The organism is Ruegeria sp. BB5 (genome assembly GCF_056539405.1).
This window is the reverse complement of sequence record NZ_JBQFUX010000001.1, coordinates 902,032-925,921: the sequence shown is the minus strand read 5'-3', so window position 1 is coordinate 925,921 and position 23,890 is coordinate 902,032. Positions and strand designations below refer to the sequence as shown.

The following is a 23,890-nucleotide window of genomic DNA, read 5'->3' as shown; positions in this document are numbered from 1 at the left end:
AGGTATTATTTTACCCCACAATTAAGCCCATTTACCCCCGCCCCGCCTCGCCCGCTATACTGAATAAGCAAATCGATTCAAGGAGCGTGACTACTATGGAGTGGCAACAAACCATCGCTGACTACGGCGCATCCTGGCAAGAGACGGACCCGGATAAGCGCCTAGTGCTTTTGACAAAGTGCTTTGCTGAAAACGGTCGCTATGTCGACCCGACCGCCGAAGTGAATGGCCGCGTGAACCTGTGCGATCATATTGGCGAAGTTCTACTGAGTTCTGGTGGACGTGTTGAACTGACAAGCGAACCGTCCAACCATCACGATGTTGTTCATTTCACTTGGCACATGGTTAGTCCAGAAGGCAGTATCGTTGTGTCTGGTCACGATTTTGTTCGTTTGGATGCCGGGGGTAAAATATCCGATTTGGCGGGTTTCTTTGGTGATCCGGCCCCACTGAATTGAACGATCAAACACTGATCTGTTCCGGCGGATTGTCCAGCAGACGCCGCAACCTGTGCATCGCATCTTCAAACCGTTCCAGGGACACATGCCCGTTCATGGCGATACGAACCGCATTCGGGGCTCGTCCGTCCCGCAAAGCGAACTCATCGGCAGACCGGAGCTGTATCCCCTCTCGTTCAGCCGCACGGCTGAAGGCTGCGGCGCGCCAGCCCGAAGGCAGGTTCAGCCATACAAAAGGCACATCCGGCGCCCAGTTCAAATCGAACCCGCCCAAGGCGTTGACCGCAACGCGAACATATTCACCCATTCGAACCCGCACGTCCCTTGCAATCTGCAGCGTACGAGGATCAGACAGCAGCAACCTGGTCAATTCCGCCAACGGCTGCGCCAAACCAAAGTACCCGTATTCCGCCGAACGCCGCAGGTCGACGCTCCGCTCACGCGGGGCAATGGCAAACCCAACACGCAGCGCAGGTGTCAGAGTTTTCGAGATTGAAGATACATGCCACCCCCGTTCCGGTGCCAAAGCACGAAAGCTGGGTTCACGAGCGTCGCCCATGCGATAACAATCATCCTCGATGATCTGAAGGTCAAAGCGCCGGGCCACGTCGACAATTTCTTTCCGACGTTCAAGCGGTGTATGCGCGCCGGTCGGATTCTGTACCTCTGGTGAAACGCAGATGGCTTGTGCTGGTGTCTGGCGCAGGACATGTTCCATCGCGGACGGATCGACGCCCCACTTATCCATTTTCACGCCAACCACGTCAGCGCGCATCAATTCCCCGGCCCGGCGGAACCCGGCATAGGAAAGATCTTCGACCAGAACGACCGGTTTTGGCCCCCGCAGGATGGTTTGAAACACAAGGCACAGCCCATTTTGCCCCCCATGCGTCAGCACAATATCGTCATGCGACAATGCACCCAAAGGTAGGTCAGACAGCCACTCCACCACCGCCTGCCGCATGGGTTGATAGGCGTCGCGGGTCGGGTAGTTCAAAAACAGGCCCGGATCAGCCTGGGCCACTTTTTGCAGGCACTCCCGGATTAGCGAGACCTGCCCAACATCCGCCAATCGTGGGCTGAAAAGACTGACATTGGCATTGTACTTGTTGTCTTGCAAATGCAGCTGACGGGCCCAGACATCATCCAGGATTGGCGATTTGGGCGGGGCGACAAATGTACCACGTCCGACCTCGGCGTGTAACAATCCCTCATCCGTCAGAATCGTATAAGCCCGCGCAACTGTGCCCGGCGTGATTTGTAACCGATACGCCAATTCACGCACTGGGGGCAGCTTTGTCCCGACCTCCAGCAACTTGTTATCAATCGCTTTTCTGATTGTATCAGCGACCAGAGTATATTTCGGCCCCTTGGATTTTGGCAGCGATTCCGGCCAAATTGTATCCATTACAATTCTTCCTTTGATTTTGGCACAATCCTGAATGTATCAAGCAAATATACCGAACACTTTAACTTTGTGTCAATACAATTTGAAAGGATACCCTGATGACACGCTCGATGCACAACCCCGCCCTCTTGCTGCTGAACGACAGCCCCCGGCTGCCGCTGATCGCCGCGCTGGCCGTGCGGTTTGCGGCGACGGTCACGAAATGGGAACGTCAACGCCGTAGCCGGCTCAATCTGTCCAAGCTGGATGACAGGCTTCTTAAGGATGTCGGTCTGACAAGATATCAGGCTCGTCAGGAATTCACCCGCCCATTCTGGCAGGGTTGAGTTTTCCCCAGTCCCTTGATGGGACCTCTTCCTGGCCGGGCTTCGCCCGGCCTTTTTTATCCGAAGGCCGCCGCGGCCGATCCTTCGGGAGGTAATGAATAGGTCATCGTGGCGCGCGCGACGGGTTTGTCCGACCCTTCTGAAAACATCAGCACATCCCCAACAGCCAGACTGCGGCCCAGCTTTAGCAGTCGACATCGGGCAATAATATCTTTGCCGCCCTCGGGTTTTCTTAGAAAATCCAAGGAGCTGTTCGTGGTAACGGCCAAAGATTGGCGTCCCTTGCGTGCCAGGATCATCGCATAGACACTAACATCCGCCAGCCCGAACATGGATGGCCCTGAAACTGTACCGCCAGGGCGCAGATGGCGATCTTCGACTACCAAACGCATCTCGATCGAGTCCTCATCCAACTTTTCCACGACGAAATCCCGATGTACCTGTGGGAAGATTTGCCGCAGGTATTCCATCAGGTCTTCCCGGCTCATGGCCAATGACATGCTTCCCCTCCTCGACTTGCCGACCTAGAGTTGGCCCAACATCGCTACGGAGGGCAAGATGGCAATTTTGGAACGTAACGACACAGGCGCAGTCGCCACACTGACAATGAACGCGCCCGATCGTCTGAACGCCCTGAGCGACGAAATGCTGGCTGCCCTGCAATCCGAGTTCGACAGCCTGCGCGATGACAGCGCGATTCGGGCGGTTATCCTGCGCGGTGAAGGCAAAGCGTTCTGTGCGGGTCATGATCTGAAACAGATGACAGCCGGACGTCAGGCCGAGGACGGCGGCAAAGCTTATTTCCAGGGCTTGTTCGCCAGATGCACCCAGATGATGCTGTCAATCCGGTCCCTGCCCCAACCGGTCATCGCACAGGTCCACGGTATCGCCACCGCTGCGGGATGCCAGTTGGTCGCCACCTGCGATCTGGCCGTCGCGGCTGAAGGTACGCGGTTTGGCGTGAACGGTGTGAATATCGGTTTGTTCTGCTCGACACCGATGGTTGCCCTCAGCCGGAACATCTCGCGCAAGCGCGCGTTCGAGATGCTGACGACTGGCGACTTTATCTTGGCCGAAACCGCAGCCGAGCTGGGTCTGATCAATCGCGTCGTGCCCGAAATGCTGTTGGAGCATGAAACAGTGTCGCTTGCCGATCAGCTTGCGGCCAAATTGGGTTCGGCTGTGAAAATCGGCAAACAGGCCTTCTACAAGCAGCTGGAAATGCCTCTGGAGCAGGCCTATGACTATACCGGAGACGTAATGGCGCAGAATATGCTGCATCGCGATACCGAAGAAGGCATATCTGCATTTATCGAAAAAAGGCCGCCGAACTGGCACCAATAAAGCGATTATTGTCAACAATTTTTACGATTGTTCGTAATTTTGCACTTCCCAAAAGGGCGACACTGTGGCAATGCTGGGACAGGGCTATGGCTCTAGATACACTTTTTGGGTCGCCGTGGGCGGAAGGTCCCTCCAAGCTGGTTTCTCTCACCGGCGTCGACATTCCCGCAGCGGCGACCCCAAAATTCTCATAAATTCTTAAACTAAGCGGCCTGTGTTGCGTTGCACGGTTCACTGTCCTATGTGGCAGCGCATGACACAAAAACTGCATATCGTGGGCGGCGGCATGGCCGGGTCCGAGGCCGCCTGGCAGGCGGCGGAAATGGGCGTAGATGTGGTGATCCACGAAATGCGACCCAAAGTAGGCACCTTTGCGCACCAAACTGGCAATCTGGCCGAGATGGTGTGTTCGAACTCTTTCCGCTCAGACGATGATGAACAGAACGCAGTTGGCTTGCTGCATTGGGAAATGCGCGCCGCGAACGGCCTGATCATGACAACGGCGGACGCGCACCGGCTGCCCGCGGGTGGTGCGCTTGCTGTAGACCGCGATCCTTTTGCCGAGGCGGTTACCGCCAAACTGCAGGCCCATCCGCGTATCGAGGTTACAGGGGAAGAAGTCACCGCCCTGCCCGATGGCGGCCACTGGATCTTTGCCACTGGTCCTTTGACATCGGCAACATTGGGTAACTCCATCCGAACCGAAACGGGTGCAGAGTCCCTGGCATTTTTCGACGCCATTGCCCCGATTGTCTATGCCGACAGCATCGATATGAGCAAAGCCTGGATGCAATCGCGCTATGACAAAGGCGAGACCGAGGAAGAACGCACCGCCTATCTGAACTGCCCAATGGACCGCGAACAGTATGAGGCATTTATCGACGCTCTGCTGGCCGCTGACAAAACTGAGTTTCACAAAGGCGAAACGGCGGGGTATTTCGACGGCTGCCTGCCGATCGAGGTGATGTCAGAGCGTGGTCGCGAAACGCTGCGCCACGGCCCGATGAAGCCGGTCGGCCTGACTAATCCTCATCAGCCTGACGTCAAACCGCATGCGGTGGTGCAACTGCGCCGCGACAATGCCCTTGGCACGCTGTTCAATATCGTCGGCTTTCAAACCAAGATGAAATATGGCGCGCAGACCGAAGTGTTCCGTATGATCCCCGGTCTGGAGAACGCCAGCTTTGCGCGGTTGGGCGGTATTCACCGCAATACGTTTATCAACTCTCCGACGCTTTTGGATGCGCAGATGCGGTTGAAATCGAAACCAAATATCCGTTTTGCGGGGCAGATCACCGGGGTCGAGGGTTATGTTGAAAGCGCGGCGATGGGCCTGTTGGCCGGTCGTCTGGCCGCGGCCGAGATTCTGGGCCGGACCCTGCCCGAGGTTCCGCAGGACAGCGCCATGGGCGCCCTGATCCACCACATCACCGGCGGGGCCGAGGCCAAGACTTTTCAGCCCATGAACGTCAATTTCGGCCTATTCCGACCTGTCGAAGGGCTAAAAGGCGGTCGGCGCGGTCGCAAGGACCGCTACAAGGCTTATACGGATCGCGCCAAGGCCGAGTGGACCAACTGGCTGGAGCAGTGTTGACTGGACGCTGTTGGCTCATGCAGCGTAGTATCCGTGTATGAGCGATAAGTACCTCAAAGACGTCTATAATCTGGACACCCCGCAAGAGACACATGCGCACTATCAAAAATGGGCGTCCTCCTATGATGCCGAGGTTGGCGCGCATGGCTATGCGACCCCCGGGCGGGTGGCCGAGGCGTTATGGTCAAAACTGCCCGAGCCGCAAACACCGATCCTGGATTATGGCTGTGGCACCGGATTGTCCGGTGTAGCCTTGCGTGCGGCGGGTTTCGAAGTGATTGACGGCGTTGATCCAACTCCGAAGATGCTAGAAGGCGCTCTGGCCAAGGGGGTATATCGAAGTCTTTCAACCTTTGAGATCACCAATCCCGATCCGTTGAATCAAGGAGCCTACAAGGCGATCACCGCAATCGGTGTCATTGGGGTTGGCGCAGCACCGCCCGAGGTTTTCGATATGCTGATGCGCGCGCTTCCCGAAGGTGGCCTGCTTGGCTTTTCCTTTAATGATCATGCGCTTGAGGACGTCTCTTACACTTCACGCTTGAATGATTGGCTTGATATGGGGGCAGCTCGTTTACTGTTTCGGGAATACGGTCCTCACCTACCAGGAATGGACCTTAAGTCAGACGTATATATCGTTGAAAAAGCGTGATATTTAAAACCCGATTTGCGCCATCTCCCACAGGTCCGTTGCATCTGGGACATGCGTATTCAGCGATGCTCGCCCATGATTTGGCCGGGTCTGAAGACGGTCAATTCCTCTTGCGGATCGAGGATATCGACCAATCTCGATCGCGCCCCCACTGGGAAGAACAAATTTATGATGACCTGCGGTGGCTTGAGCTGTGGTGGCCTGAACCCATCATGCGTCAGTCCGACCGGTTGGCAGTATATGACAGAGCATTGGATGACTTGTGGTCGCGGGGCCTGCTTTATCCCTGCACCTGCAACCGCAAAGATATCGCCGCTGCGGCCAGTGCCCCACAAGAAGGTGCACCGCTGCACGGGCCTGATGGGATCATTTACCCTGGGACGTGCCATGGCAAACGTCGAGACACACAACGTCCCACGGACATTCCTTTGAGATTGGATATGGCCGCTGCAGGCCGCGTGCTTACGGGTTCAGCCCAACCCGGTGCAAAAGTCGGCGCATTTCACGAATCCGGCGCGGGACCAAATGGAGAGACGGGCACCATCCCGTTTTCTTTAGGCGAGCTGACAGACACAATCGGCGACGTTATCCTGTCGCGACGCGATATGGGAACGTCTTATCACTTGTCAGTGGTCTTGGACGACGCCGCACAGGGTATTACCCACGTTGTACGCGGACAGGACCTGTTCGAAGCGACCCGCATTCATGTTGTGCTGCAAGCCTTGCTGGGTTTACCGACACCGCAGTACCTTCATCACCGGTTGATCCGCGACGACGTAGGAAAACGTCTAGCCAAGCGTGACGATGCGCGGGCGATCTCGAAATACCGGGCCGAGGGGGCGTCGCCAGCAGATATCCGGGCGATGGTTGGACGGTGAACCGGTCACTCCATGGGTGACATCAGCTCGACCTCGTCGCCGTCTCGTACCGCGGTATAGAAACAGGTACGGCGATTTGTATGGCACGCAGCACCGGTTTGACGCACTAGAACCAGCAAACAATCGCGGTCGCAATCAAAGCGGAAATCCACCAATTCCTGCACATGGCCCGAGGTTTCGCCCTTGATCCAAAACGACTGACGCGACCGCGACCAATATGTGACGCGCCCGGTTTCCAACGTCTTCTCAATGGCTTGAATATTCATCCAAGCCATCATCAACACTTCGCCCGAGCTTGCATCCTGAGCGATGGCAGGGATCAGCCCGGCCTCATTAAACTTCAGCGAGGACGGATCAAACGCGACGGTGGCAGACATGAGAAAAACCTTTTGCATCCCGGTAGATGCTCACTATGTATGGGGAACAGACAACGAGGGAAAGCCATGTCCGGCGAGAACGACCTGATAAAGCTCTATTCCGGCCGCATTCTGGCGCTGGCTGCGGATATTCCGCATCTGGACCGACTTGAGAATCCTGATGCTACGGTGAAAAAACGCTCACCCCTGTGCGGGTCGACGGTGACCGTGGATGTGAAGATACAGGACGGCAAGATCTCGGAGTTCGGGCAGGACGTCAAAGCCTGTGCCTTGGGCCAGGCTTCGGCCTCAGTCGTGGGCAGTGCCATCATTGGGGCGACTCGGGCGCAGGTGGAAACTGCACGCGATAAATTGGCCGCCATGTTGAAGAAAGACGGGCCCGTACCTGATGCACCATTTGATGGGCTCGAAGTTCTGATCCCTGCGCGGGACTACAAGAACCGCCACGCATCGATACTGCTGGCCCTTGAGGCCACCGCCGAAGCGATGCGGCAAGCTGAACAGGCAAATTGCGCATAACATTGGAATTATTGCGGGCAATCCGGTTTAATCACCCCGCATGATGTCGGGGGGATTGGATGGAAAAATTGCTTGAACACTTTGTTACACTCTGGGTCGTAATTGACCCGATTGGCACAATCCCTGTTTTCATAGCCGTCACAGCGGGCCTGACTGCAGCGGCCCGTCGCAAAACCGCCCTGCTCGCCGCGCTGGTCAGCGCTGGTGTCCTTCTGTTCTTTTTGATTTTCGGCCAATTGCTGATCGAGGCGCTGGATATCGGACTGAATTCGTTTCAGGTCGCTGGTGGCATCATCCTGTTCCTTTTCGCGCTGACAATGATCTTTGGCGAAAGCAAACAAGTCGTCGAGCAGCATGAAGCTGAAGAGGAAATGGAGATTTCCGCCAACAAACCCAATCCGGCGATTTTCCCGTTGGCAGTGCCATCCCTGGCGTCACCCGGTGCTATGCTGGCAATTGTCATTCTGACCGACAATAACCGTTACAGCGCCGCGGATCAGGGTATTACGGCGCTGGTCATGCTGTCCGTTATTCTGATTTCGTTTGTTCTGATGCTGCTGGCGGATCCGATAATCCGTGTCATCCGTGCTTCAGGTGCTGCGATTATCAGCCGGGTCATGGGCATGATCTTGGCTTCGGTCGCAGTAAATTCCGTTCTGTCCGCGCTTCTAGAGATCATGAAAACCGGGCAGTTATAAGAAAAAACCGCCGCACCTTCCGGGCGGAAAGGGCGGCGGCAGGTTGTGCGTGTCTCGCGTGGGGTCCGGATAGCCGCACGGGGCCGAGGCAGGCCCCTCAAGGGAATTGGGACAGGCAGGTCACCCTTGACTGAAATGGGGATGACAGCGCGGTATGATCGGCACGAGATCGCAGGCAGAAAGGCTTAGAACGCTCCGGGCAGGTGCAGGGCAACCATCAACATGACCACCAAAGACACGGCCCCCACAGTATCCTGCAAAATCGTCGATTGCGAGCGGCTCAGGGCGGTCTTGATCTGGGTCAGCATGGTCTCACCTCCGGTCGAGATTTAATCCTTTGTTGACCTTTTGTTCTCATATTTTGATGAGTCGGTAAAGAACTTTTTGAGAACATTTGTGAACTTAGTGGAACAAAGTTTCTAACCTACTGAAATCAAACGGATTGCCTGATCCTGTTTCATAAGCCACAGCAGAACACGTGCCGCCTGCCCCCGGTCCGATTTCAAACGGGGATCAGCAGAAAGTAACGCACGGGCATCAGTCTGCGCTGTTGCCATCAACCCAGCCTGACGTTCCAGGTCCGCAATCCGAAATTTCGGCAACCCGGATTGCGCTGTCCCGATCAAATCACCCGCACCACGCATCTGCAGATCAGTTTCTGAAATGCGAAACCCGTCTTCGGTTTCGCGCAGCACTTCTAATCGTTTGCGTCCTCCTTCACTGAGCGGAGGCTGATACATCAACAAACAGGTTGAATCCGCCTCGCCCCGCCCAACGCGACCGCGCAACTGGTGCAGTTGCGCAAGCCCAAAAATCTCAGCGCGCTCTATGACCATGATTGAGGCATTTGGCACGTTGACCCCAACCTCGATCACGGTCGTGGCGACCAGTACCTTGGTTTGCCCGTCCTGAAAGGCCTTCATGGCGGCATCTTTATCGACCGATGGCATCTGGCCATGCACCAACCCGACCACTCCTTCGCCCAGAATGGCGCGCAAGCGCTTGAAACGCTCTTCGGCTGCCGTAAGGTCCGAAACTTCGGATTCGTCGACCAACGGACAGACCCAGTAACACTGACGTCCTTCATCAATCGCGCGACGTAGGTGCGAAACGACGTCGTCCATGCGATCTGTGCTGATGATGGCAGTCTTGATGGGTTTTCGTCCCGGCGGTTTTTCGTCTAGCACCGAAACATCCATATCGCCATATTGCGCCAAGGCCAGACTGCGAGGGATCGGAGTGGCGGTCATCACCAGCACATCCGCGCCCTGCCCTTTTTCCGACAACTCCATTCGTTGCCGAACACCGAACCGGTGCTGTTCATCGACAATCGCCAGCCGGAGCGCTCTGAATTCAACATCGCTTTGAAAAACCGCGTGAGTTCCGACCAGGATTTGAATTTCGCCATTCTTCAGCGCCGCCAGCTTTGCACGTCGTTCCGCGCCCTTGTCCCGGCCAGTGAGGATTTCCAGCACGACCCCAGCCTCTTCGGCCAACGGGCGCAATCCCTCCAGATGTTGCCGGGCCAGAATTTCGGTAGGCGCCATCATGACGCCCTGGCCTTTGGCCTCGACCGCGATGAGCAAAGCCATGAAGGCCACCAGCGTCTTGCCCGCACCCACGTCGCCCTGCAATAACCGGTTCATACGCGCGTCCGAGGCCATATCGCCACCGATGTCGTCAATGGCCCGCAGCTGCGCTTTGGTAGGTTGATATGGCAGGCTGGCAAGAACCTTGGCCTGCAAAGCCCCCGTTCCGACACTGACCAGACCCCGCGCTTTCCGCTCTCGCTGACGGGCCAAGGCCAACGTCAATTGATGCGCAAACAACTCATCATAGGCCAGACGTTCCCGTGCCGGAGCATGAGGCGCCACATCATCTGCCCCCTGCGGGTTATGCGCAACTGCAATTGCAGTGGCCCAGGCTGACCACCCTTGCTTAGCCACCAGGGCGGGATCGATCCATTCAGCCAATTCCGGGGCCCGCGCCAACGCGCTGCGGGCAGCCTTATAGGCCGTTTTCTGTGTGATCCCCTGTGTCAGATGATACACCGGTTCAAAATCCGGAATTTCCTGCGCCTCTTCCACAGGCACCATATGATCCGGGTGGACCATCTGCGCCATGCCATCGAACAGTTCGAGCTTGCCCGAAATCACCCGCCGTGAACCTTCCGGCAAAATACGCTTCAGGTAGTCACCACGCGCGTGAAAGAACACCAACTGGAAATCTGCCTGGCTATCCTCGACATGCACCCGGTAAGCGCCGCCCTTACTGCGGGCGGGCCGGTGCGTACCAACAGTCACTTCAACTGTCAGAGTGGTCGGCAGGTCAACACCCTGAATCGTATCGCGCCGACGGCGGTCAATGACGGCATATGGCAGGCTGAACAGCACATCGCGCGGCGACTCCGTCCCCGCTTGGGTCAAGACCTGAGCTGTCTTCGGCCCAACCCCATCCAGTGTTTCCAACCCCGCGAACAGAGGAAACAGGCTTTCTGGGCGCCCGCTCATGCGGTTCCGATCAGCTGTAACCAACCATCCTCATCCAATGTTTCAATACCCAGTTCGGCGGCTTTCTTTGCCTTGGAGCCAGCACCGGGGCCGGCAACCAGAATGTCGGTTTTCTTGCTGACCGAACCCGAGACTTTAGCCCCTAATGCCTCGGCGCGGGCCTTGGCCTCGGCGCGAGTCATCTTTTCCAGCGTGCCCGTGAAGACGACCGTTTTGCCTGCGACCGGACTGCCGGCTGTGTCGGGGCGTTTCGCCTCTTGTATGTCCAGCTGGGCGACCAGCGCATCAATGCTGGCGCGCTCGGCCTTTTGCGCGAAGGCTGATATGAGGGCGCGGGCCATAACCTCGCCGACGCCATCCACGCCCAACAAGTCGTCCCATTCGGAGCCTTCGAACCCCGCCGCAGAGGTAATGGCGCGTTCAAAGTCACCCCAGTTTCCATAATGTGTCGCGATCAGGTTCGACGCGGCCTCACCCAAATGGCGGATGCCCAGTGCAAACAGTAGCCGACCAAAGGGAATTTTGCGTTTCTCGTCGATGGCCTCCCACAGATTACCCGCACTTTGCGCCCCCCAGCCTTTGCGATTGGCCAGTTTGTTCAGGTTTGCCGCGTCGCGTGTCTGCAGGGTGAAAATATCGACCGGCGTTCTGACTGGCAGATCCGGGTCATCGTAAAACATCTCGATCTGCTTGGCGCCCAAACCTTCGATGTCGAAGGCCTTGCGAGAAACGAAGTGCTTCAACTTTTCAACCGCCTGTGCCGGACAAATTACACCCCCGGTACAGCGGCGCACTGCGTCGCCCTCTTCGCGGACCGCGTCGCTGTTGCATTGGGGGCAGGTCTTGGGGAACTGAAACGGCTCTGCCCCTTCGCGTCGTTTCGAGATATCGACATCGGCCAGTTTCGGGATCACATCACCGGCTCGGTATACCTGCACCCAATCACCGACCCGAATATCCTTGCCGTCGCGGATAGTACCACCTTTGGCGTCACGACCCGCAATGTAATCTTCGTTGTGCAAAGTGGCATTCGACACGACTACACCACCCACCGTGACCGGGTGCAACCGGGCAACCGGGCTGAGCGCCCCAGTGCGGCCAACCTGAATGTCGATCGCTTCAAGTCGGGTCCAGGCCAGTTCTGCAGGAAACTTGTGCGCAATCGCCCAGCGGGGGGTTGTGGAACGGAACCCCAGACGCCCCTGCAAGGACAGATCGTTCACCTTGTAGACAACGCCGTCGATATCATAACCCAAGGTGGATCGTTGGGCCTCGATTTCGCGGTAATGCGCCAGCATCTGATCCGTCGTTTCACACAGCTGGGTCAGGGAATTGGTGGCGAAACCAAGACCGCGCAACCGGTCGATTGCCTTCATTTGGGTTTCTGCCAACGGTTCGGACAGCTCACCCCAGGCATAGGCAAAGAACCGCAATGGACGGGATCGCGTGACGGACGAATCCAATTGCCGCAAGGAACCCGCTGCTGCGTTTCGTGGATTGGCGAAAGGCTTTTCACCTGCCTCTTCCTGCCGCGCATTTAGCTTTTCGAAGTCTTCATGAGACATGTAGACCTCGCCCCGAACTTCCAAAATGTCCGGCGCATTTTCCAAGGTTTGGGGAATATCTGAAATCGTCCGGGCATTTGCCGTGACATTTTCACCAACTTCGCCGTCTCCGCGGGTGGCCGCCTGAACCAATTTGCCCTTCTCATACCGCAAGGAAAGCGACAGACCGTCAATTTTAGGTTCAGCCGTGTAAGACAAAGGTTTAGATGCTTCCAACCCGAGGTACTTTCGGATTGAGCGGTCAAAATCCTGCACGTCTTCGTCGTCGAACGCATTGCCGAGCGACATCATGCGAACAGCATGGGTGACTTTCGAAAAACCGTCAGACGCGCGAGCGCCGACTTGATCCGAGGGGCTGTCGGCGCGCTTTAGTTGCGGAAACCGCGTTTCGATTTCAGCATTTCGACGCTTGAGCGCATCATATTCGGCGTCCGAAATCTCGGGGGCGTCTTCGCCGTAATACAGCGTGTTTGCCCGCGCCAACTGTTCGGCCAATTGCGCCAACTCAGCGCGCGCGGCCTGTTCAGTCAGGTCAGATACCGGAATCAATTTGCTCATGGCCTCGCCCTGTCACTTAGTCTTGGACCTCAGTGATAGGGCGAGGTCATGTTCAGGTCCAGACGTGCTGTACAGTGAGTGAAAGCGGTCGCCCCGGACCACGGGCGGCCATGTTAAAATCAGGCCCCAACCGCCATCCGCGTTTCGTCAACACTGTTGCTTTGCGGATCACGCAGGACATAGCCCCTGCCCCAAACTGTCTCGATGTAATTTTCACCACTGGTGGCGTTGCTGAGTTTCTTACGCAGCTTGCAGATGAAAACGTCGATGATTTTCAGCTCGGGCTCGTCCATGCCGCCATAAAGATGGTTCAGGAACATCTCTTTGGTCAGCGTGGTGCCCTTACGTAGGCTGAGCAGCTCAAGCATCTGATATTCCTTACCGGTCAGATGAACCGCCTTGCCTTCCACTTCGACCGTTTTGGCATCAAGGTTCACAGCCACACGCCCGGTCTGTATGATGGATTGCGAATGCCCTTTTGAGCGGCGGATGATGGCATGGATTCGGGCCACTAACTCTTCTCGATGGAAAGGCTTGGTCATATAATCATCGGCACCGAAGCCAAAACCTTTGATTTTGCTTTCCGTGTCGTCTGCGCCTGACAGGATCAGGATCGGTGTTTCCACCCGAGCGATGCGCAGTTGCCGCAGGACTTCATGCCCATTCATGTCCGGCAAATTCAAGTCCAGCAGGATCAGATCGTAGTCATAAAGCTTTGCAAGATCGATACCTTCCTCACCCAGATCCGTTGCATAGACGTTGAGGTTTGCGTGTGTCAGCATCAATTCAATGCTTTTGGACGTAGTCGGATCATCCTCGACAAGAAGTATACGCATTTACTGCTCCAATTCGGGTCAATTTACCAATTCAAATTGAGCCTGCTCAAAAATGGTTAATCTGACGTTACCGTTGAATTATTTATTCCCTTTCGCCCTTAGGTTGTCGATATTTTTTTAACGCGGTCACCTTTAAAGCGTCCGTGCCGTGTTCTGCGACGGCCGCAACCCACGCGTTAAATTCCTCATCACTAAGGCCGTATCGCTTTTTGGCGTCTGACAGTGTGATCAGCCCGTAAACCACTCCCCGCACGACGATTGCCTTGCGCGATGCGACCCAGCGTGTCGTATCCTTTGGCGGCAGATCGGCGCGCGATAAAACCGTTCCATCCGGTAAGGTTATGGATCTTGGACCCTCAACTTTGTGCAAAAACATTTTATGACCCTCTTCGTGCTGCGACAAAGCTGACACCACCCTACTTAATGCTGAGTGAAACCGCCCCTTGAGAGTGTGTAGAATTTTCCTATATTCTGCCGGTCTTTCTTAACCCGCACTGGAATCACCATGGCCCTCGCTGCCGAGACCCAACTCAATTCGCTTGGCTTTGCCAAACCGCCCTCGGAAACGCGGGTGGTTGTTGCCATGTCCGGTGGCGTAGACAGCTCTGTCGTGGCGGCCCACCTGGCCGACCAGGGCTATGACGTGGTTGGTGTAACGCTACAGCTTTACGATCATGGTGCAGCGCTGGCCAAGAAAGGTGCTTGCTGTGCGGGGATCGATATCCATGACGCACGCCGTGTGGCCGAGGAACGCGGATTTCCGCACTATGTTCTGGATTACGAGAACATCTTCAAAGACGCGGTGATCGACGAGTTTGCTGACAGCTATCTGGCCGGAGCAACGCCTGTGCCCTGCATCCGCTGCAACGAACGGGTCAAATTCAAGGATTTGCTGGAGACCGCCAAGGATCTTGAGGCCGACTGCATGGCCACCGGTCACTATATCCAACGCAAAATGGGTCCCAATGGGCCAGAGTTGCATAGCGCCGAGGACGCGAACCGCGATCAGTCCTACTTCCTGTTCTCGACCACGCCCGAGCAGTTGGATTTCCTGCGTTTCCCTCTGGGCCACCTGCCCTCGAAGGACGCCACCCGCGAAATGGCCGCGCAATACGGGCTGGCCGTGGCGGACAAGCCGGACAGTCAGGACATCTGCTTCGTGCCCAACGGCAATTATGCCAGCGTCATCGAAAAACTGCGCCCCGGTGCGGCAGAACCCGGTGAGATCGTGCATGCGGACGGTCGCGTTCTGGCGCAGCATAACGGCGTGATCCACTATACCATCGGACAACGCCGCGGTCTGGGCATCGGTGGCCTTAGCGAGCCATTATATGTCGTAAAGCTGGACGTCGATGCGAAACAAGTAGTTGTTGGCCCCAAAGAGATGCTGGCCACCCGAACCATTCCTGTACGTGAAATCAACTGGCTTGGGGATGAACCCTTCACCTCACGAGATGAATGGCATGTTCTGGTCAAGGTCCGCTCGACACGGCCCCCGCGTGAGGCGATCATCCGGCCTTTGTCCGAGACTACGGCCGAGGTCGAGCTGTTGACGCCCGAAGAAGGTGTCTCACCCGGTCAGGCCTGTGTGTTTTACGCGTCGGAAGGCAGCCGTATCTTTGGCGGCGGCTGGATCTGGCGCGGGTACTAAATCGCGTCCGTCCACGAGTTGCTAAGGATATAGAGCCCGGCGCAAATCATCACATAGGGAACCAACCGTTCCAACCGCCGGGCCAGCGTGCCGCTCATGAACGGCGCTTTGGCCCCTAACAGCGCAACGGTTGCCAGACCAAATGCCGCCAACACGGCCCCGATAACACCAGCCGTTCTGAACGTGGGGGCCGAGTCGGCCAGCAGAGGCGCAAGGACGGCAAACGTATCCATCGACAGGCTGATGAACAGCAGCGTGACCATGATCACCGACGCCCCGGTATCCAGATTTGCGTGCGTTTCAGTCTCGGTTCCCCGCCTTTGCCGGATCAAGGCTAAGATGCCCAAACTCAGAGGTATCAGACCCAGATACCCGGCCCAGTGCGGCACGACATCCTCAACCCCCAACGCCAGCAAAAGCGCTGCGCTGATCACGACCCCCTGCGCAAGCAGAAAGCCAAAGACCGCGCGTTTGGCCCCCGACACCAGCGATAGCGCCAGCAGCGCCGCCAGATTGTCCAGATTGGTCAGAATCTGAGCCATAAAGGCAGACAGTCCGAACAGCACGAAATCCAGCATTACGGAGTCATCCGATCAAGAACGGCTCGGGCGGCCCTCAAACCGGGGGCCTCACCTCCGCGCCCCAGACGTTCCATCGTGAGGGTCATGGCATCGCGCTGCGCATCGGGGGCAGCCGCGACCTGTTTCAACGCCTCTGCTATCTTTTCAGGCTGGCAATCATCCAGCAAACACTCGGGGACCGTTCGGGTCTCGGACACCAGATTGACTAGCGTTACAGTATCCAGCTTGACCATCCGCTTGGCAATCAGAGTGGTCAGCCAGTTCAGATTATACGCTATCACCATAGGCGTCGATTGCGCGGCCAGTTCCAACGAAACCGTCCCCGAAGCGGCGAGTGACAACTCTGCCGCCGCAAACGCGACCCGCTTTTGTGCTTGTGCCTGATCCGAAGGCATCTCGCGCGGATCGACGACAACAGGGTTTCCGGGCCAGCTTTGCATATGCTCGGTGACGGTATCCACCATATGCGCAACCGCGGGCACCACAATACGTGCGCACGGCCGTTCATTCAGATAAAGGCGCAGCGCCTCACCAAAGATCGGAGCCAGGCGCTCGATCTCGCCACCACGCGAACCAGGAAGCGCCAGTATGATCGGTGCGTCGCCCAGATCGTAGGTCGCGCGAAAATCCTGGATATCCTGATCCGAAGCTATCGGTTCGCTGGCCACCGGATGACCAACGAAATCACACTCCATCCCCGCACGTTCCATATAGGGCGGTTCAAATGGTAACAACGCCAGAACTTGGTCGATCACCTTGGCCATCTTGTCCGCGCGCCCGGGGCGCCATGCCCAGACACTGGGGGCGACGTAATGCACCGTTCTGATATTACTCTGCGCTTTTACCTGCTTGGCGACGCGCAGTGAAAAATCCGGGCTGTCGATGGTAATCAATACATCGGGAAGCGTATCCAGAACGGCCTGAGCTGTCTCGGCAATCCGGCGTTTAAGGTGGAAGAACTTGGGCAAAACCTCAACCAGCCCCATCACCGACAGTTCAGCCATTGGAAAGCGGCTGTCCAAACCCTGTGCCTGCATCAGCGGTCCGCCAACGCCATCGAACTGGATATCGGGTACGAGACTGCGCAATCCTTCCATCAAGGCGCCGCCCAAACGGTCGCCCGAAGGTTCACCGGCGACCAGGAAGACGCGCATCAGATCGCCCGCTCACGCACATACAGAAACAGGCCCAGACGGTTGCATTCGTCGATCACACGATCCTGTTGCAACACGATCACGCCACCTTTTTCGATGACAATACCCGCTAGCCCAGCTGCCACCGCACCAGAAACGGTCCCAGGGCCAATGGTCGGCAAGTCAGCACGTCGGTCCTGATCGGGTTTCGGCGCTTTGAACAAAACGCCACCCCCCGCATCCGGTCGTTGGGTCAAAGATTGCAGCATCCAATCTGTGCCGTAGATGCTTTCGACCGCAAGCGCCTGCCCTTTGGACACCGCACAAGCCTGACCGATATCCGCAGCTCCCATGGCCCGTAGAATACCCGCTGCCCTGTCTGCATCGGACAGTTCAGCCTCGGATGGCTGCGTTTCGGTAAGGCACCCTAGTTCCGGCAGTAACGCCGGGGCAATTTCGTGAGCGGCACGAACGGTCAGTCCAGAGTTTTCGAATATGCCGATCACGGCGCGCAATGCCCCGTCATCCCCGGACATCATCGCCTGTTGCAGTACTGGAACCAGAGGCATCGTGGCCGCATCAATCCGCGATGGATCGATAGCGGGACGGCGCACCGCGCCAGCCATGCAGATCTGGGTCACGCCGCGCGCTTTCAAATCTGCAAGGAAGCTTCCCAGCTGTTCCAATGGAAAGACGATATCCGCGATCAGAGCGTCAGGCGTAAAACCTTCCATCGCGCAGATCAGCGGACGGTCGGAAAGACGGGCAACCACTTCGCCCGGCAATGCGCCTGTTCCAGCAATCAATGCCAGCATTAGTTTATTTCCTCGGTGTCAGGAACGAGCGATCGGATTGCCCGGTCACGAAATCCACGATCCGCTGCACATATTCGCTTTCGTTGTCCACACCTACCCGGTGCGCGCGTTCCATGAACGTGCCATCGCCAGTCGACAATTCGCGGAACGCAGCACGCAGGGCCGAGATATCCTCGCGCGAGACACCGCGCCGTTTCAAACCAACCAGGTTCAGTCCGTCCAACTCACCCCGAGGCGCCTGAACCAGGCCATATGGGATCACGTCATTGGGCACCATAGTCAGTGCGCCGATGATCGCGCCACGGCCCACGCGCACCCATTGATGCAGGCCGGAAATTCCGCCCACGATCACATCATCCTCGATGACACAGTGACCTGCCGCGCCGGAATGGTTCACCATGATCACACGATCTCCGATCTGAACGTCATGCGCCACGTGCACACCTGCCATCAAAAGACAATCGTCGCCGATCCGGGTCACACCGCCGCCGCCCTCGGTTCCGGTATTCACCGTCACATGTTCACGAATGCGGTTACGCTTGCCGATCTCAAGTCGCGTATCCTCACCCCCGAACTTCAGGTCCTGCGGAATTTCTCCGATCACCGAGAAATTGAAGATCACGGTCTTATCACCGATCTGGGTGTCGCCGGTCACCACGACATGGGACTTAAGTTCAACCTGATCACCCAGTTTGACCTGACTGCCGACAAAACAGAACGGCCCGATGATGCAGTCTTCACCGATCTGCGCACCGTCTTCGATGATTGCGCTTGGGTGGATGCCGCTCATGTTGTCTTTTCCATGTCCCAGTCGACATAGGCCGAAAATTCGGCTTCGGCTGCGACTTCGCCATCAACCGTCGCCCGGCCGCTGAATTTGAAGATCTTGCCACCCTTCTTACCCCGCACGGTTTCCACGTGCATTTCAAGCACATCGCCAGGGATCACTTTGCGGCGGAATTTGCACTTGTCGATGTTCATAAAATAAATCAGCAGTTCGCTGTCGATCACGTCCATACCGACGCCCAGCATCACACCTGCAGTTTGCGCCATCGCTTCAACAATGGTCACGCCGGGCATGATCGGCGTTCCGGGAAAATGGCCCTGAAAATGTGGTTCGTTCATTGTGACATTCTTGATGCCAACGGCCGATTGATAACCCGAGATATCAACCACCTTGTCGACCAGCAGAAACGGATAGCGGTGCGGCAAAATCCGTTGGATCAACTGGATGTCGGCGCTTTGGGTTTCCGTGCTCATGGTGTTGTAGTCCCATTCTGGATTTCTGTTTGCGGCGTGGTTAGCAATACCGCGCCCTAAGGGCAAGCAAACCTATTCACTGGCCCCATTTTCAACGGCACTGCCGTCGCCGATCGCCGCATTGATCCGCGCAATGGCGGCATCGGTGATATCGGTTCGATCCGAACTGAGGAAAACGCTGGATCGTTCAATAATGATCGAAGCGCCGGATTCGCGTAGCAGGTCAATCAAAACCGGCCGTGCAAGTTCCAGAAACATCTGCCGAGCCTCTTCACTGCGTCGTGCCAACACGTCCAGTTTTGCGCGCTGCCCCTCCCGATGCGACTGAACCTTTTCGTCAAAGGCATCGGCCAGGGGGCGAAATTCTTCAGCCGTCATGGTCGCACGCTGTTCCGTCAGAACCTTTTCCTCTCGGCTCAGTTCGGCCACGATCCGTTCGTTTTCTTCCCCTAATAGAACGCCTTCGGCCTCGATCTCTCGAAGGACACGTTGACCAAAGGCAGATTCAGCAAACAAACGCTCGCTGGACAACGTCACCACGCTGCTTTGCGGAACCCCCAATTGTTGGGCTGCTACTGGCTCCGAAAAGACAAGAGTCAGAAATACACACAGGGCCCATAAAGGGCCCTGCAGTTTCATGAACACACTTTTCAACATTCAGGATCAGAACCGAGCCTGAACCGTCAGGTCGAAATTCTGCTCTTTGTCAAAGTCTTCCTTTTTCAACGCTTTCGAGAAGTTGAAGCGCAGCGGACCAAACGGCGTTTCCCACAGAACCGACACACCAATTACGTGGCGGATCGAGCCGTCTTCGCCGACGATATCGGCACCGGTCGTATTGACGTCGTTAAGATTGTACAAGTTACCAAAGTCGTAGAACACGCCGCCACGCAGGCCGAATTCTTCGGGCAGACCCAGCGGGAAATCCGACTCCAAACGCGCAACCCAATAGTAATTGCCCCCGATCGCGTCATCCTGTCCGTTGGACAAGTCGCGCGGACCAAGACCCGCGGGCTCGAACCCGCGGAAGATGCTGGGTCCCAGAACAAAGCGGTCGATAGTGCGGCTGAAATCATCACCTCTCCAGTGCAGCGCACCGACTTCCATCGACGCACGCAGAACAACTTCTTCGTTCCAGACACGTGTCTGGGCGACACCACGGGCCGTCGTCTTGAAGTATTCGTTGTCGCCGCCCAGTCCTGCAGCATCGATACCGGCCTCAAACAGGACGCCTGCATTCGGGTTCAGACCTCCGATCCGGCTGTCATAAACATATGAGAGGCCAAGAGAACTGGTGGTACGCTCACCCTGATCAATTTCCGAAGAAATGACTGCACCGTTAGTTTCGTCACCTTGCTGGGTCATTTCGCTGTTTTGCCAACCATAGCGCAGACGCAGGGATGACAACTCGCCAATCGCATAGCTCAACTGAGGCCGGAAGAATAGCGTCTCGGTGTCATAACTGGCAAAGCTTGAATTGGTCGTCGACAGACCCAATCCCAGATCAAACCGAAGTTTGCGCCCCAGCAGGTAAGGTTCTGAGAAGTTCAACGTGTATTGTTCGGCATCCTGGGCAGTCGACAAATTGACGCCAATTGTTTGCCCGCGTCCCAGGAAGTTAGATTCCTGAAGGCCAATCGCAACCCCGAAACCATCAGAAACCGAGTAGCTACCACCCAGGCTCAGCGAACCCGTCGGCTGTTCCTCTACATCCACATCCACAATCACCTGGCTGGGCGAAGACCCTTCGCGCGGTTCGACATCGGCCGCAGCAAAGAAACCCAAGGCCCGGATACGTTCGGCGGCCTGACGGATCTCACGCGGGTTAAAGGGGTCACCTTCCACCGTATCGAATTGACGACGGATCACGCGGTCAAGCGTGGTTGTGTTGCCTTCAATATCGATCCGCTCGACAAAAATCCTTGGGCCTTTGGTCAGAACAAACTGCACATCCAGCGTCAAGTCACGTGCGTTGCGCGTCACGCGCGGCTCCACACGCAGGAAATCGACGCCCTGCTTGATGCCGAGACGTTCCATCCGCGCAATCGAGTTTTCGATCAGCATCGGAGTGTAAGTCACTCCCGGTCGAATTTTCAGTGCATCCTGATACGGAGCAGGATCCACACCCGGAATTTCGCTGACAGTGCTGATCTGCCCAAATGAGAATTTTTGACCTTCGGTGATGTTCATCACCAAGAAGAAAGCGTCGCGCTCGCGAGTGAATTCCACATTTGCGCTGTTCACGCGGAAATCGACATAACCACGCGACAAATAGAAATCCCGAATGACCTGTTTGTCGAATTCGATCCGGTCAGCAATGAAAGTATCGCTGCTGACAAACGTCCGCAGGATATTCGCCTGTTTCGATTCCAGAACCCTGCGCAGGCGCCGGTCAGAATAAGCTCGGTTGCCGACAAAACTCACACGCTCGACTTCGATCGTGGTCCCTTCTGCGACCTCGAATACCAGATCGACACGGTTGTCACTGCGGCGAATGATGCGGGGAATGACCGTTGCAGACACCCGTCCCTGAGACGAGTAGATCTCGGCGATCAGGTCGGCGTCAGCCTCCGCGACTTGCGGTGTAAAGACGCGGCGTGGCTCTGATGAGATCGCTTCAAGCAGCACGTCATCTTTTACGCGGCGGTTACCTTCAACGCTGATCTGATTGATTGTCGGATATTCTTCAACTTCGATCACCAGCGTGCTGCCACGCGGCGTCAATTCGACTGTCTCAAAAACACCACTGTCAAGCAAACGCTGATAGGCATCGTTCAATTCGCCCGCTGTGACCGACTGGCCCGGCTCGATTCCGGTACGTTCAATAATGGTCGAGGTTTCTATACGTCGGTTGCCTTCGACATCGAACGAATTAAAGACGAAATTTTGCGCCCACGCGGCCTGCGGAAACGGTACAAAACCTACCAATGTAAGAAGGAATATTAACGTTAGTGACCGCCACAAAATCTTGTTTTTCGGCTTCTGCCCACCGCAGGATGTGCCCGCGCCTCGCCTATCAGTCATATTTTTCACTACCCAATATTTTTGGACTTTAAAGCTGATTAGCGAGAATATTTAGCCTTGTCAAAAGACCAAAACAGAAAGCGGCCCGTAGGCCGCCTTGTGTAGTTTCAATAACAGGTCTTAAGAATCACATAGTGATCAAATAGGCCCAACCGCCGATTGCCACGGCAGTCACACCGAAGAACAGCAATGTATCCCAGTTCAACACGAACAAGCACCCAAAGCTTTTGGCGGATTTACGCAGGGCCTTTGTCATAACTACCTCTGACACGGTTCAACTACCGGCTATTAACCTAAGTTGGAATTGGGGCGGAATTGGGGCATTTTCTTGTGATCGATGCCACAATCAGCAGAACAGATCGTTCGTAACCGAAAAGACCATAAGTCCAAGGATCAACGATACGCCAACCCCCATAAGCACGCGCAGTACACCGTCGCTGGGTGGTTTGCCTGCAATAGCCTCATACGCATAGAATACCAGATGGCCCCCATCCAATGCCGGAATGGGAAACAGGTTCAGCAAACCTACGGCGGTTGACAGAACGGCAATAAAGAAAATGAAATTCTGAGCACCCTGACTGGCCATAGCGCCCGAAGTTTCCGCAATGCCGATGGGGCCGGAAATGTTGCAGGTGCTGATCGCCCCCGTCACCATATGCCAGACGCCCGACAAAGAGCCGTCAACGATACGAATGGTCTGCTGCACACCGCCGGATAGAGATGCCAGAAGGCCCGCGGGTTCCGTCGCTGGTTCCAAAGCCATTCCACCCACAATCCCGATGCGCCAATGGGTCACAAAGCCACCTTCCGGCTGCGGCTCATCCGTGCGACGCGGGGCCAAGGCAAATTCAAGCTCGGCCCCGTCGCGCCAAACGTTCAGCAACAGAACCTTGCCGTCCGATCCCTCTACATGTTCTTTGAGCTGCTCAAAGGCAAAGATAGGATCGCCGTTGACGGCCGTGATAACGTCGCCCGACTTCAGATCGATATCCATGGCTGCACTGCGTGGAACGACCTGTTGGATCAGCGCCGGGAACAACCAGGGGCCGGATACATCCAGTGTCTGCCCATCGCGGATCACCGTGTAATCCAACTCCGGTTCAACAGGCAGTGCATCCGTAAAATCAGACCAGGCCCCCTGCTGATCAAAATCAGGAACGGGAAGACCCGCAATTGCGACGATTTCATCCCCGTCCTGCAATTCCTGCACCGAACCAGGCAACGAGCGCAATTCGCCGACTGTAAAAGGATCGCGCGTAACGCCCTGAGACATAAAAATCAGGCCAAACACCACAATGGACATCACAAAGTTGAACACCGGCCCTGCGGCAACGGTAGCTGCCCGCGCCCACAAGGGCGCGCCGTGCATGGTGCGGCGCAGCTCTTCGGGGGTTTGCTCGGTGATTTCCTGCATCGCGCCTTCGTCCTTGCCGGATGCGGCGTTGGCATCCCCAAGGAATTTGACATACCCGCCGAAAGGCAAGGCTGCGATCTGCCAACGTGTTCCGCGTTTGTCGATACGGCTCCACAATACCGGGCCAAACCCGACCGAGAACACCTCGGCATGGATGCCGGACCAACGACCGACGATATAATGGCCGTATTCATGTACCGCGACGATGACGGACAGGGCGATCACAAAGGCAACGATGGTATAAAGCAAGTTGCCGAATTGAGGGATCAGAGAGATTACGTCCAAGTTT

Annotated in this window: 26 protein-coding genes; 9 read left to right on the top strand and 17 right to left on the bottom strand. The window is 56.3% G+C overall.

Going from position 1 to position 23,890, the window contains the following annotated elements; translation table 11 throughout:
* Positions 1-95 precede the first annotated feature (95 nt).
* Positions 96-458 (top strand): nuclear transport factor 2 family protein, encoded by a 363-nt coding sequence (locus tag ACR0DL_RS04570; protein ID WP_480687790.1) that lies wholly within the window; start codon positions 96-98, stop codon positions 456-458.
* A gap of 4 nt (positions 459-462) precedes the next feature.
* On the opposite strand, the gene ACR0DL_RS04565 is transcribed toward ACR0DL_RS04570, so the two are convergent.
* Positions 463-1,866: an aminotransferase-like domain-containing protein gene (locus ACR0DL_RS04565; protein ID WP_170394003.1), complete on the bottom strand. Its 1,404-nt coding sequence runs from the start codon at positions 1,864-1,866 to the stop codon at positions 463-465.
* Positions 1,867-1,964: 98 nt separating this feature from the next.
* Here ACR0DL_RS04565 and ACR0DL_RS04560 point away from each other — a divergent pair, with 98 nt between their 5' ends.
* On the top strand, positions 1,965-2,192 hold the full coding sequence (locus ACR0DL_RS04560) for a DUF1127 domain-containing protein (RefSeq protein WP_170348662.1): 228 nt from the start codon (positions 1,965-1,967) through the stop codon (positions 2,190-2,192).
* Positions 2,193-2,248: 56 nt separating this feature from the next.
* On the opposite strand, the gene ACR0DL_RS04555 is transcribed toward ACR0DL_RS04560, so the two are convergent.
* On the bottom strand, positions 2,249-2,692 hold the full coding sequence (locus ACR0DL_RS04555; protein ID WP_170358407.1) for a PaaI family thioesterase: 444 nt from the start codon (positions 2,690-2,692) through the stop codon (positions 2,249-2,251).
* Positions 2,693-2,750: 58 nt separating this feature from the next.
* Here ACR0DL_RS04555 and ACR0DL_RS04550 point away from each other — a divergent pair, with 58 nt between their 5' ends.
* The 4 genes from ACR0DL_RS04550 (at position 2,751) to gluQRS (ending at position 6,660) form a co-directional block, all read left to right on the top strand.
* Positions 2,751-3,536: an enoyl-CoA hydratase gene (locus ACR0DL_RS04550; protein WP_480687788.1), complete on the top strand. Its 786-nt coding sequence runs from the start codon at positions 2,751-2,753 to the stop codon at positions 3,534-3,536.
* Between the two features lie 253 nt (positions 3,537-3,789).
* On the top strand, positions 3,790-5,130 hold the full coding sequence (trmFO, locus tag ACR0DL_RS04545; RefSeq protein ID WP_480687786.1) for a methylenetetrahydrofolate--tRNA-(uracil(54)-C(5))-methyltransferase (FADH(2)-oxidizing) TrmFO: 1,341 nt from the start codon (positions 3,790-3,792) through the stop codon (positions 5,128-5,130).
* Positions 5,131-5,167: 37 nt separating this feature from the next.
* Entirely contained in the window at positions 5,168-5,782 is a 615-nt protein-coding gene (locus ACR0DL_RS04540) for a class I SAM-dependent DNA methyltransferase (RefSeq protein ID WP_480687784.1), read from the top strand.
* On the top strand, positions 5,779-6,660 hold the full coding sequence (gluQRS, locus tag ACR0DL_RS04535; RefSeq protein WP_480687782.1) for a tRNA glutamyl-Q(34) synthetase GluQRS: 882 nt from the start codon (positions 5,779-5,781) through the stop codon (positions 6,658-6,660). The genes ACR0DL_RS04540 and gluQRS overlap by 4 nt, the downstream gene beginning before the upstream one ends.
* A 5-nt stretch (positions 6,661-6,665) precedes the next feature.
* Here gluQRS and hisI read toward each other — a convergent pair whose 3' ends face one another.
* Positions 6,666-7,055 carry a phosphoribosyl-AMP cyclohydrolase gene (hisI, locus tag ACR0DL_RS04530; protein WP_170358401.1) on the bottom strand — a complete coding sequence of 130 codons (390 nt, stop codon included), beginning with the start codon at positions 7,053-7,055 and terminating at the stop codon, positions 6,666-6,668.
* Positions 7,056-7,103: 48 nt separating this feature from the next.
* On the opposite strand from hisI, the gene ACR0DL_RS04525 reads away from it, so the two are divergent.
* Both ACR0DL_RS04525 and ACR0DL_RS04520 read left to right on the top strand, forming a co-directional pair.
* Complete coding sequence (locus ACR0DL_RS04525; protein WP_480687780.1) at positions 7,104-7,556, top strand: iron-sulfur cluster assembly scaffold protein; 453 nt, start codon at positions 7,104-7,106, stop codon at positions 7,554-7,556.
* A gap of 59 nt (positions 7,557-7,615) precedes the next feature.
* The gene (locus ACR0DL_RS04520) at positions 7,616-8,254 is read left to right on the top strand and encodes a MarC family protein (protein ID WP_480687778.1); all 639 of its coding nucleotides are present in this window, start codon (positions 7,616-7,618) and stop codon (positions 8,252-8,254) included.
* A 185-nt stretch (positions 8,255-8,439) separates the two neighbouring features.
* On the opposite strand, the gene ACR0DL_RS04515 is transcribed toward ACR0DL_RS04520, so the two are convergent.
* From ACR0DL_RS04515 to sciP, 5 genes are all read right to left on the bottom strand, one after another.
* On the bottom strand, positions 8,440-8,562 hold the full coding sequence (locus ACR0DL_RS04515; protein ID WP_480687776.1) for a hypothetical protein: 123 nt from the start codon (positions 8,560-8,562) through the stop codon (positions 8,440-8,442).
* A 111-nt stretch (positions 8,563-8,673) separates the two neighbouring features.
* Complete coding sequence (recG, locus tag ACR0DL_RS04510) at positions 8,674-10,764, bottom strand: ATP-dependent DNA helicase RecG (protein ID WP_480687774.1); 2,091 nt, start codon at positions 10,762-10,764, stop codon at positions 8,674-8,676.
* Positions 10,761-12,887, bottom strand: a complete 2,127-nt coding sequence (gene ligA, locus ACR0DL_RS04505; RefSeq protein ID WP_480687772.1) for an NAD-dependent DNA ligase LigA — start codon at positions 12,885-12,887, stop codon at positions 10,761-10,763. Before ligA ends, recG begins: the two co-directional genes overlap by 4 nt.
* 119 nt (positions 12,888-13,006) lie before the next feature.
* Positions 13,007-13,723 carry a response regulator transcription factor CtrA gene (gene ctrA, locus ACR0DL_RS04500; RefSeq protein WP_170348651.1) on the bottom strand — a complete coding sequence of 239 codons (717 nt, stop codon included), beginning with the start codon at positions 13,721-13,723 and terminating at the stop codon, positions 13,007-13,009.
* Positions 13,724-13,805: 82 nt separating this feature from the next.
* Positions 13,806-14,099 (bottom strand): CtrA inhibitor SciP, encoded by a 294-nt coding sequence (gene sciP / locus ACR0DL_RS04495; RefSeq protein WP_170358393.1) that lies wholly within the window; start codon positions 14,097-14,099, stop codon positions 13,806-13,808.
* 129 nt (positions 14,100-14,228) lie between these two features.
* Between sciP and mnmA the strand changes: the two genes are divergently transcribed.
* Complete coding sequence (gene mnmA / locus ACR0DL_RS04490; RefSeq protein ID WP_480687770.1) at positions 14,229-15,374, top strand: tRNA 2-thiouridine(34) synthase MnmA; 1,146 nt, start codon at positions 14,229-14,231, stop codon at positions 15,372-15,374.
* On the opposite strand, the gene ACR0DL_RS04485 is transcribed toward mnmA, so the two are convergent.
* From ACR0DL_RS04485 to rseP, 9 genes are all read right to left on the bottom strand, one after another.
* Positions 15,371-15,952, bottom strand: coding sequence for a cadmium resistance transporter (locus tag ACR0DL_RS04485; protein ID WP_480687768.1), 582 nt, complete (start codon positions 15,950-15,952; stop codon positions 15,371-15,373). The two genes, mnmA and ACR0DL_RS04485, sit on opposite strands and share 4 nt — an antisense overlap.
* Positions 15,952-17,109 (bottom strand): lipid-A-disaccharide synthase, encoded by a 1,158-nt coding sequence (gene lpxB, locus ACR0DL_RS04480; RefSeq protein WP_480687766.1) that lies wholly within the window; start codon positions 17,107-17,109, stop codon positions 15,952-15,954. Before lpxB ends, ACR0DL_RS04485 begins: the two co-directional genes overlap by 1 nt.
* Positions 17,109-17,903, bottom strand: coding sequence for an LpxI family protein (locus ACR0DL_RS04475; protein WP_170348646.1), 795 nt, complete (start codon positions 17,901-17,903; stop codon positions 17,109-17,111). Before ACR0DL_RS04475 ends, lpxB begins: the two co-directional genes overlap by 1 nt.
* A gap of 4 nt (positions 17,904-17,907) precedes the next feature.
* Positions 17,908-18,693 (bottom strand): acyl-ACP--UDP-N-acetylglucosamine O-acyltransferase, encoded by a 786-nt coding sequence (lpxA, locus tag ACR0DL_RS04470; RefSeq protein WP_480687764.1) that lies wholly within the window; start codon positions 18,691-18,693, stop codon positions 17,908-17,910.
* A complete protein-coding gene (gene fabZ / locus ACR0DL_RS04465; protein WP_170375237.1) occupies positions 18,690-19,163 on the bottom strand; it encodes a 3-hydroxyacyl-ACP dehydratase FabZ in 474 nt (157 codons plus the stop codon). Before fabZ ends, lpxA begins: the two co-directional genes overlap by 4 nt.
* Positions 19,164-19,235: 72 nt before the next feature.
* Positions 19,236-19,700, bottom strand: a complete 465-nt coding sequence (locus tag ACR0DL_RS04460) for an OmpH family outer membrane protein (RefSeq protein ID WP_368040129.1) — start codon at positions 19,698-19,700, stop codon at positions 19,236-19,238.
* A 126-nt stretch (positions 19,701-19,826) separates the two neighbouring features.
* Positions 19,827-22,187 carry an outer membrane protein assembly factor BamA gene (gene bamA, locus ACR0DL_RS04455; RefSeq protein WP_480687761.1) on the bottom strand — a complete coding sequence of 787 codons (2,361 nt, stop codon included), beginning with the start codon at positions 22,185-22,187 and terminating at the stop codon, positions 19,827-19,829.
* Positions 22,188-22,314: 127 nt separating this feature from the next.
* A complete protein-coding gene (locus ACR0DL_RS04450) occupies positions 22,315-22,443 on the bottom strand; it encodes a hypothetical protein (protein WP_302478224.1) in 129 nt (42 codons plus the stop codon).
* 90 nt (positions 22,444-22,533) lie between these two features.
* Positions 22,534-23,886, bottom strand: coding sequence for an RIP metalloprotease RseP (rseP, locus tag ACR0DL_RS04445; protein WP_480636579.1), 1,353 nt, complete (start codon positions 23,884-23,886; stop codon positions 22,534-22,536).
* Positions 23,887-23,890: the final 4 nt, after the last annotated feature.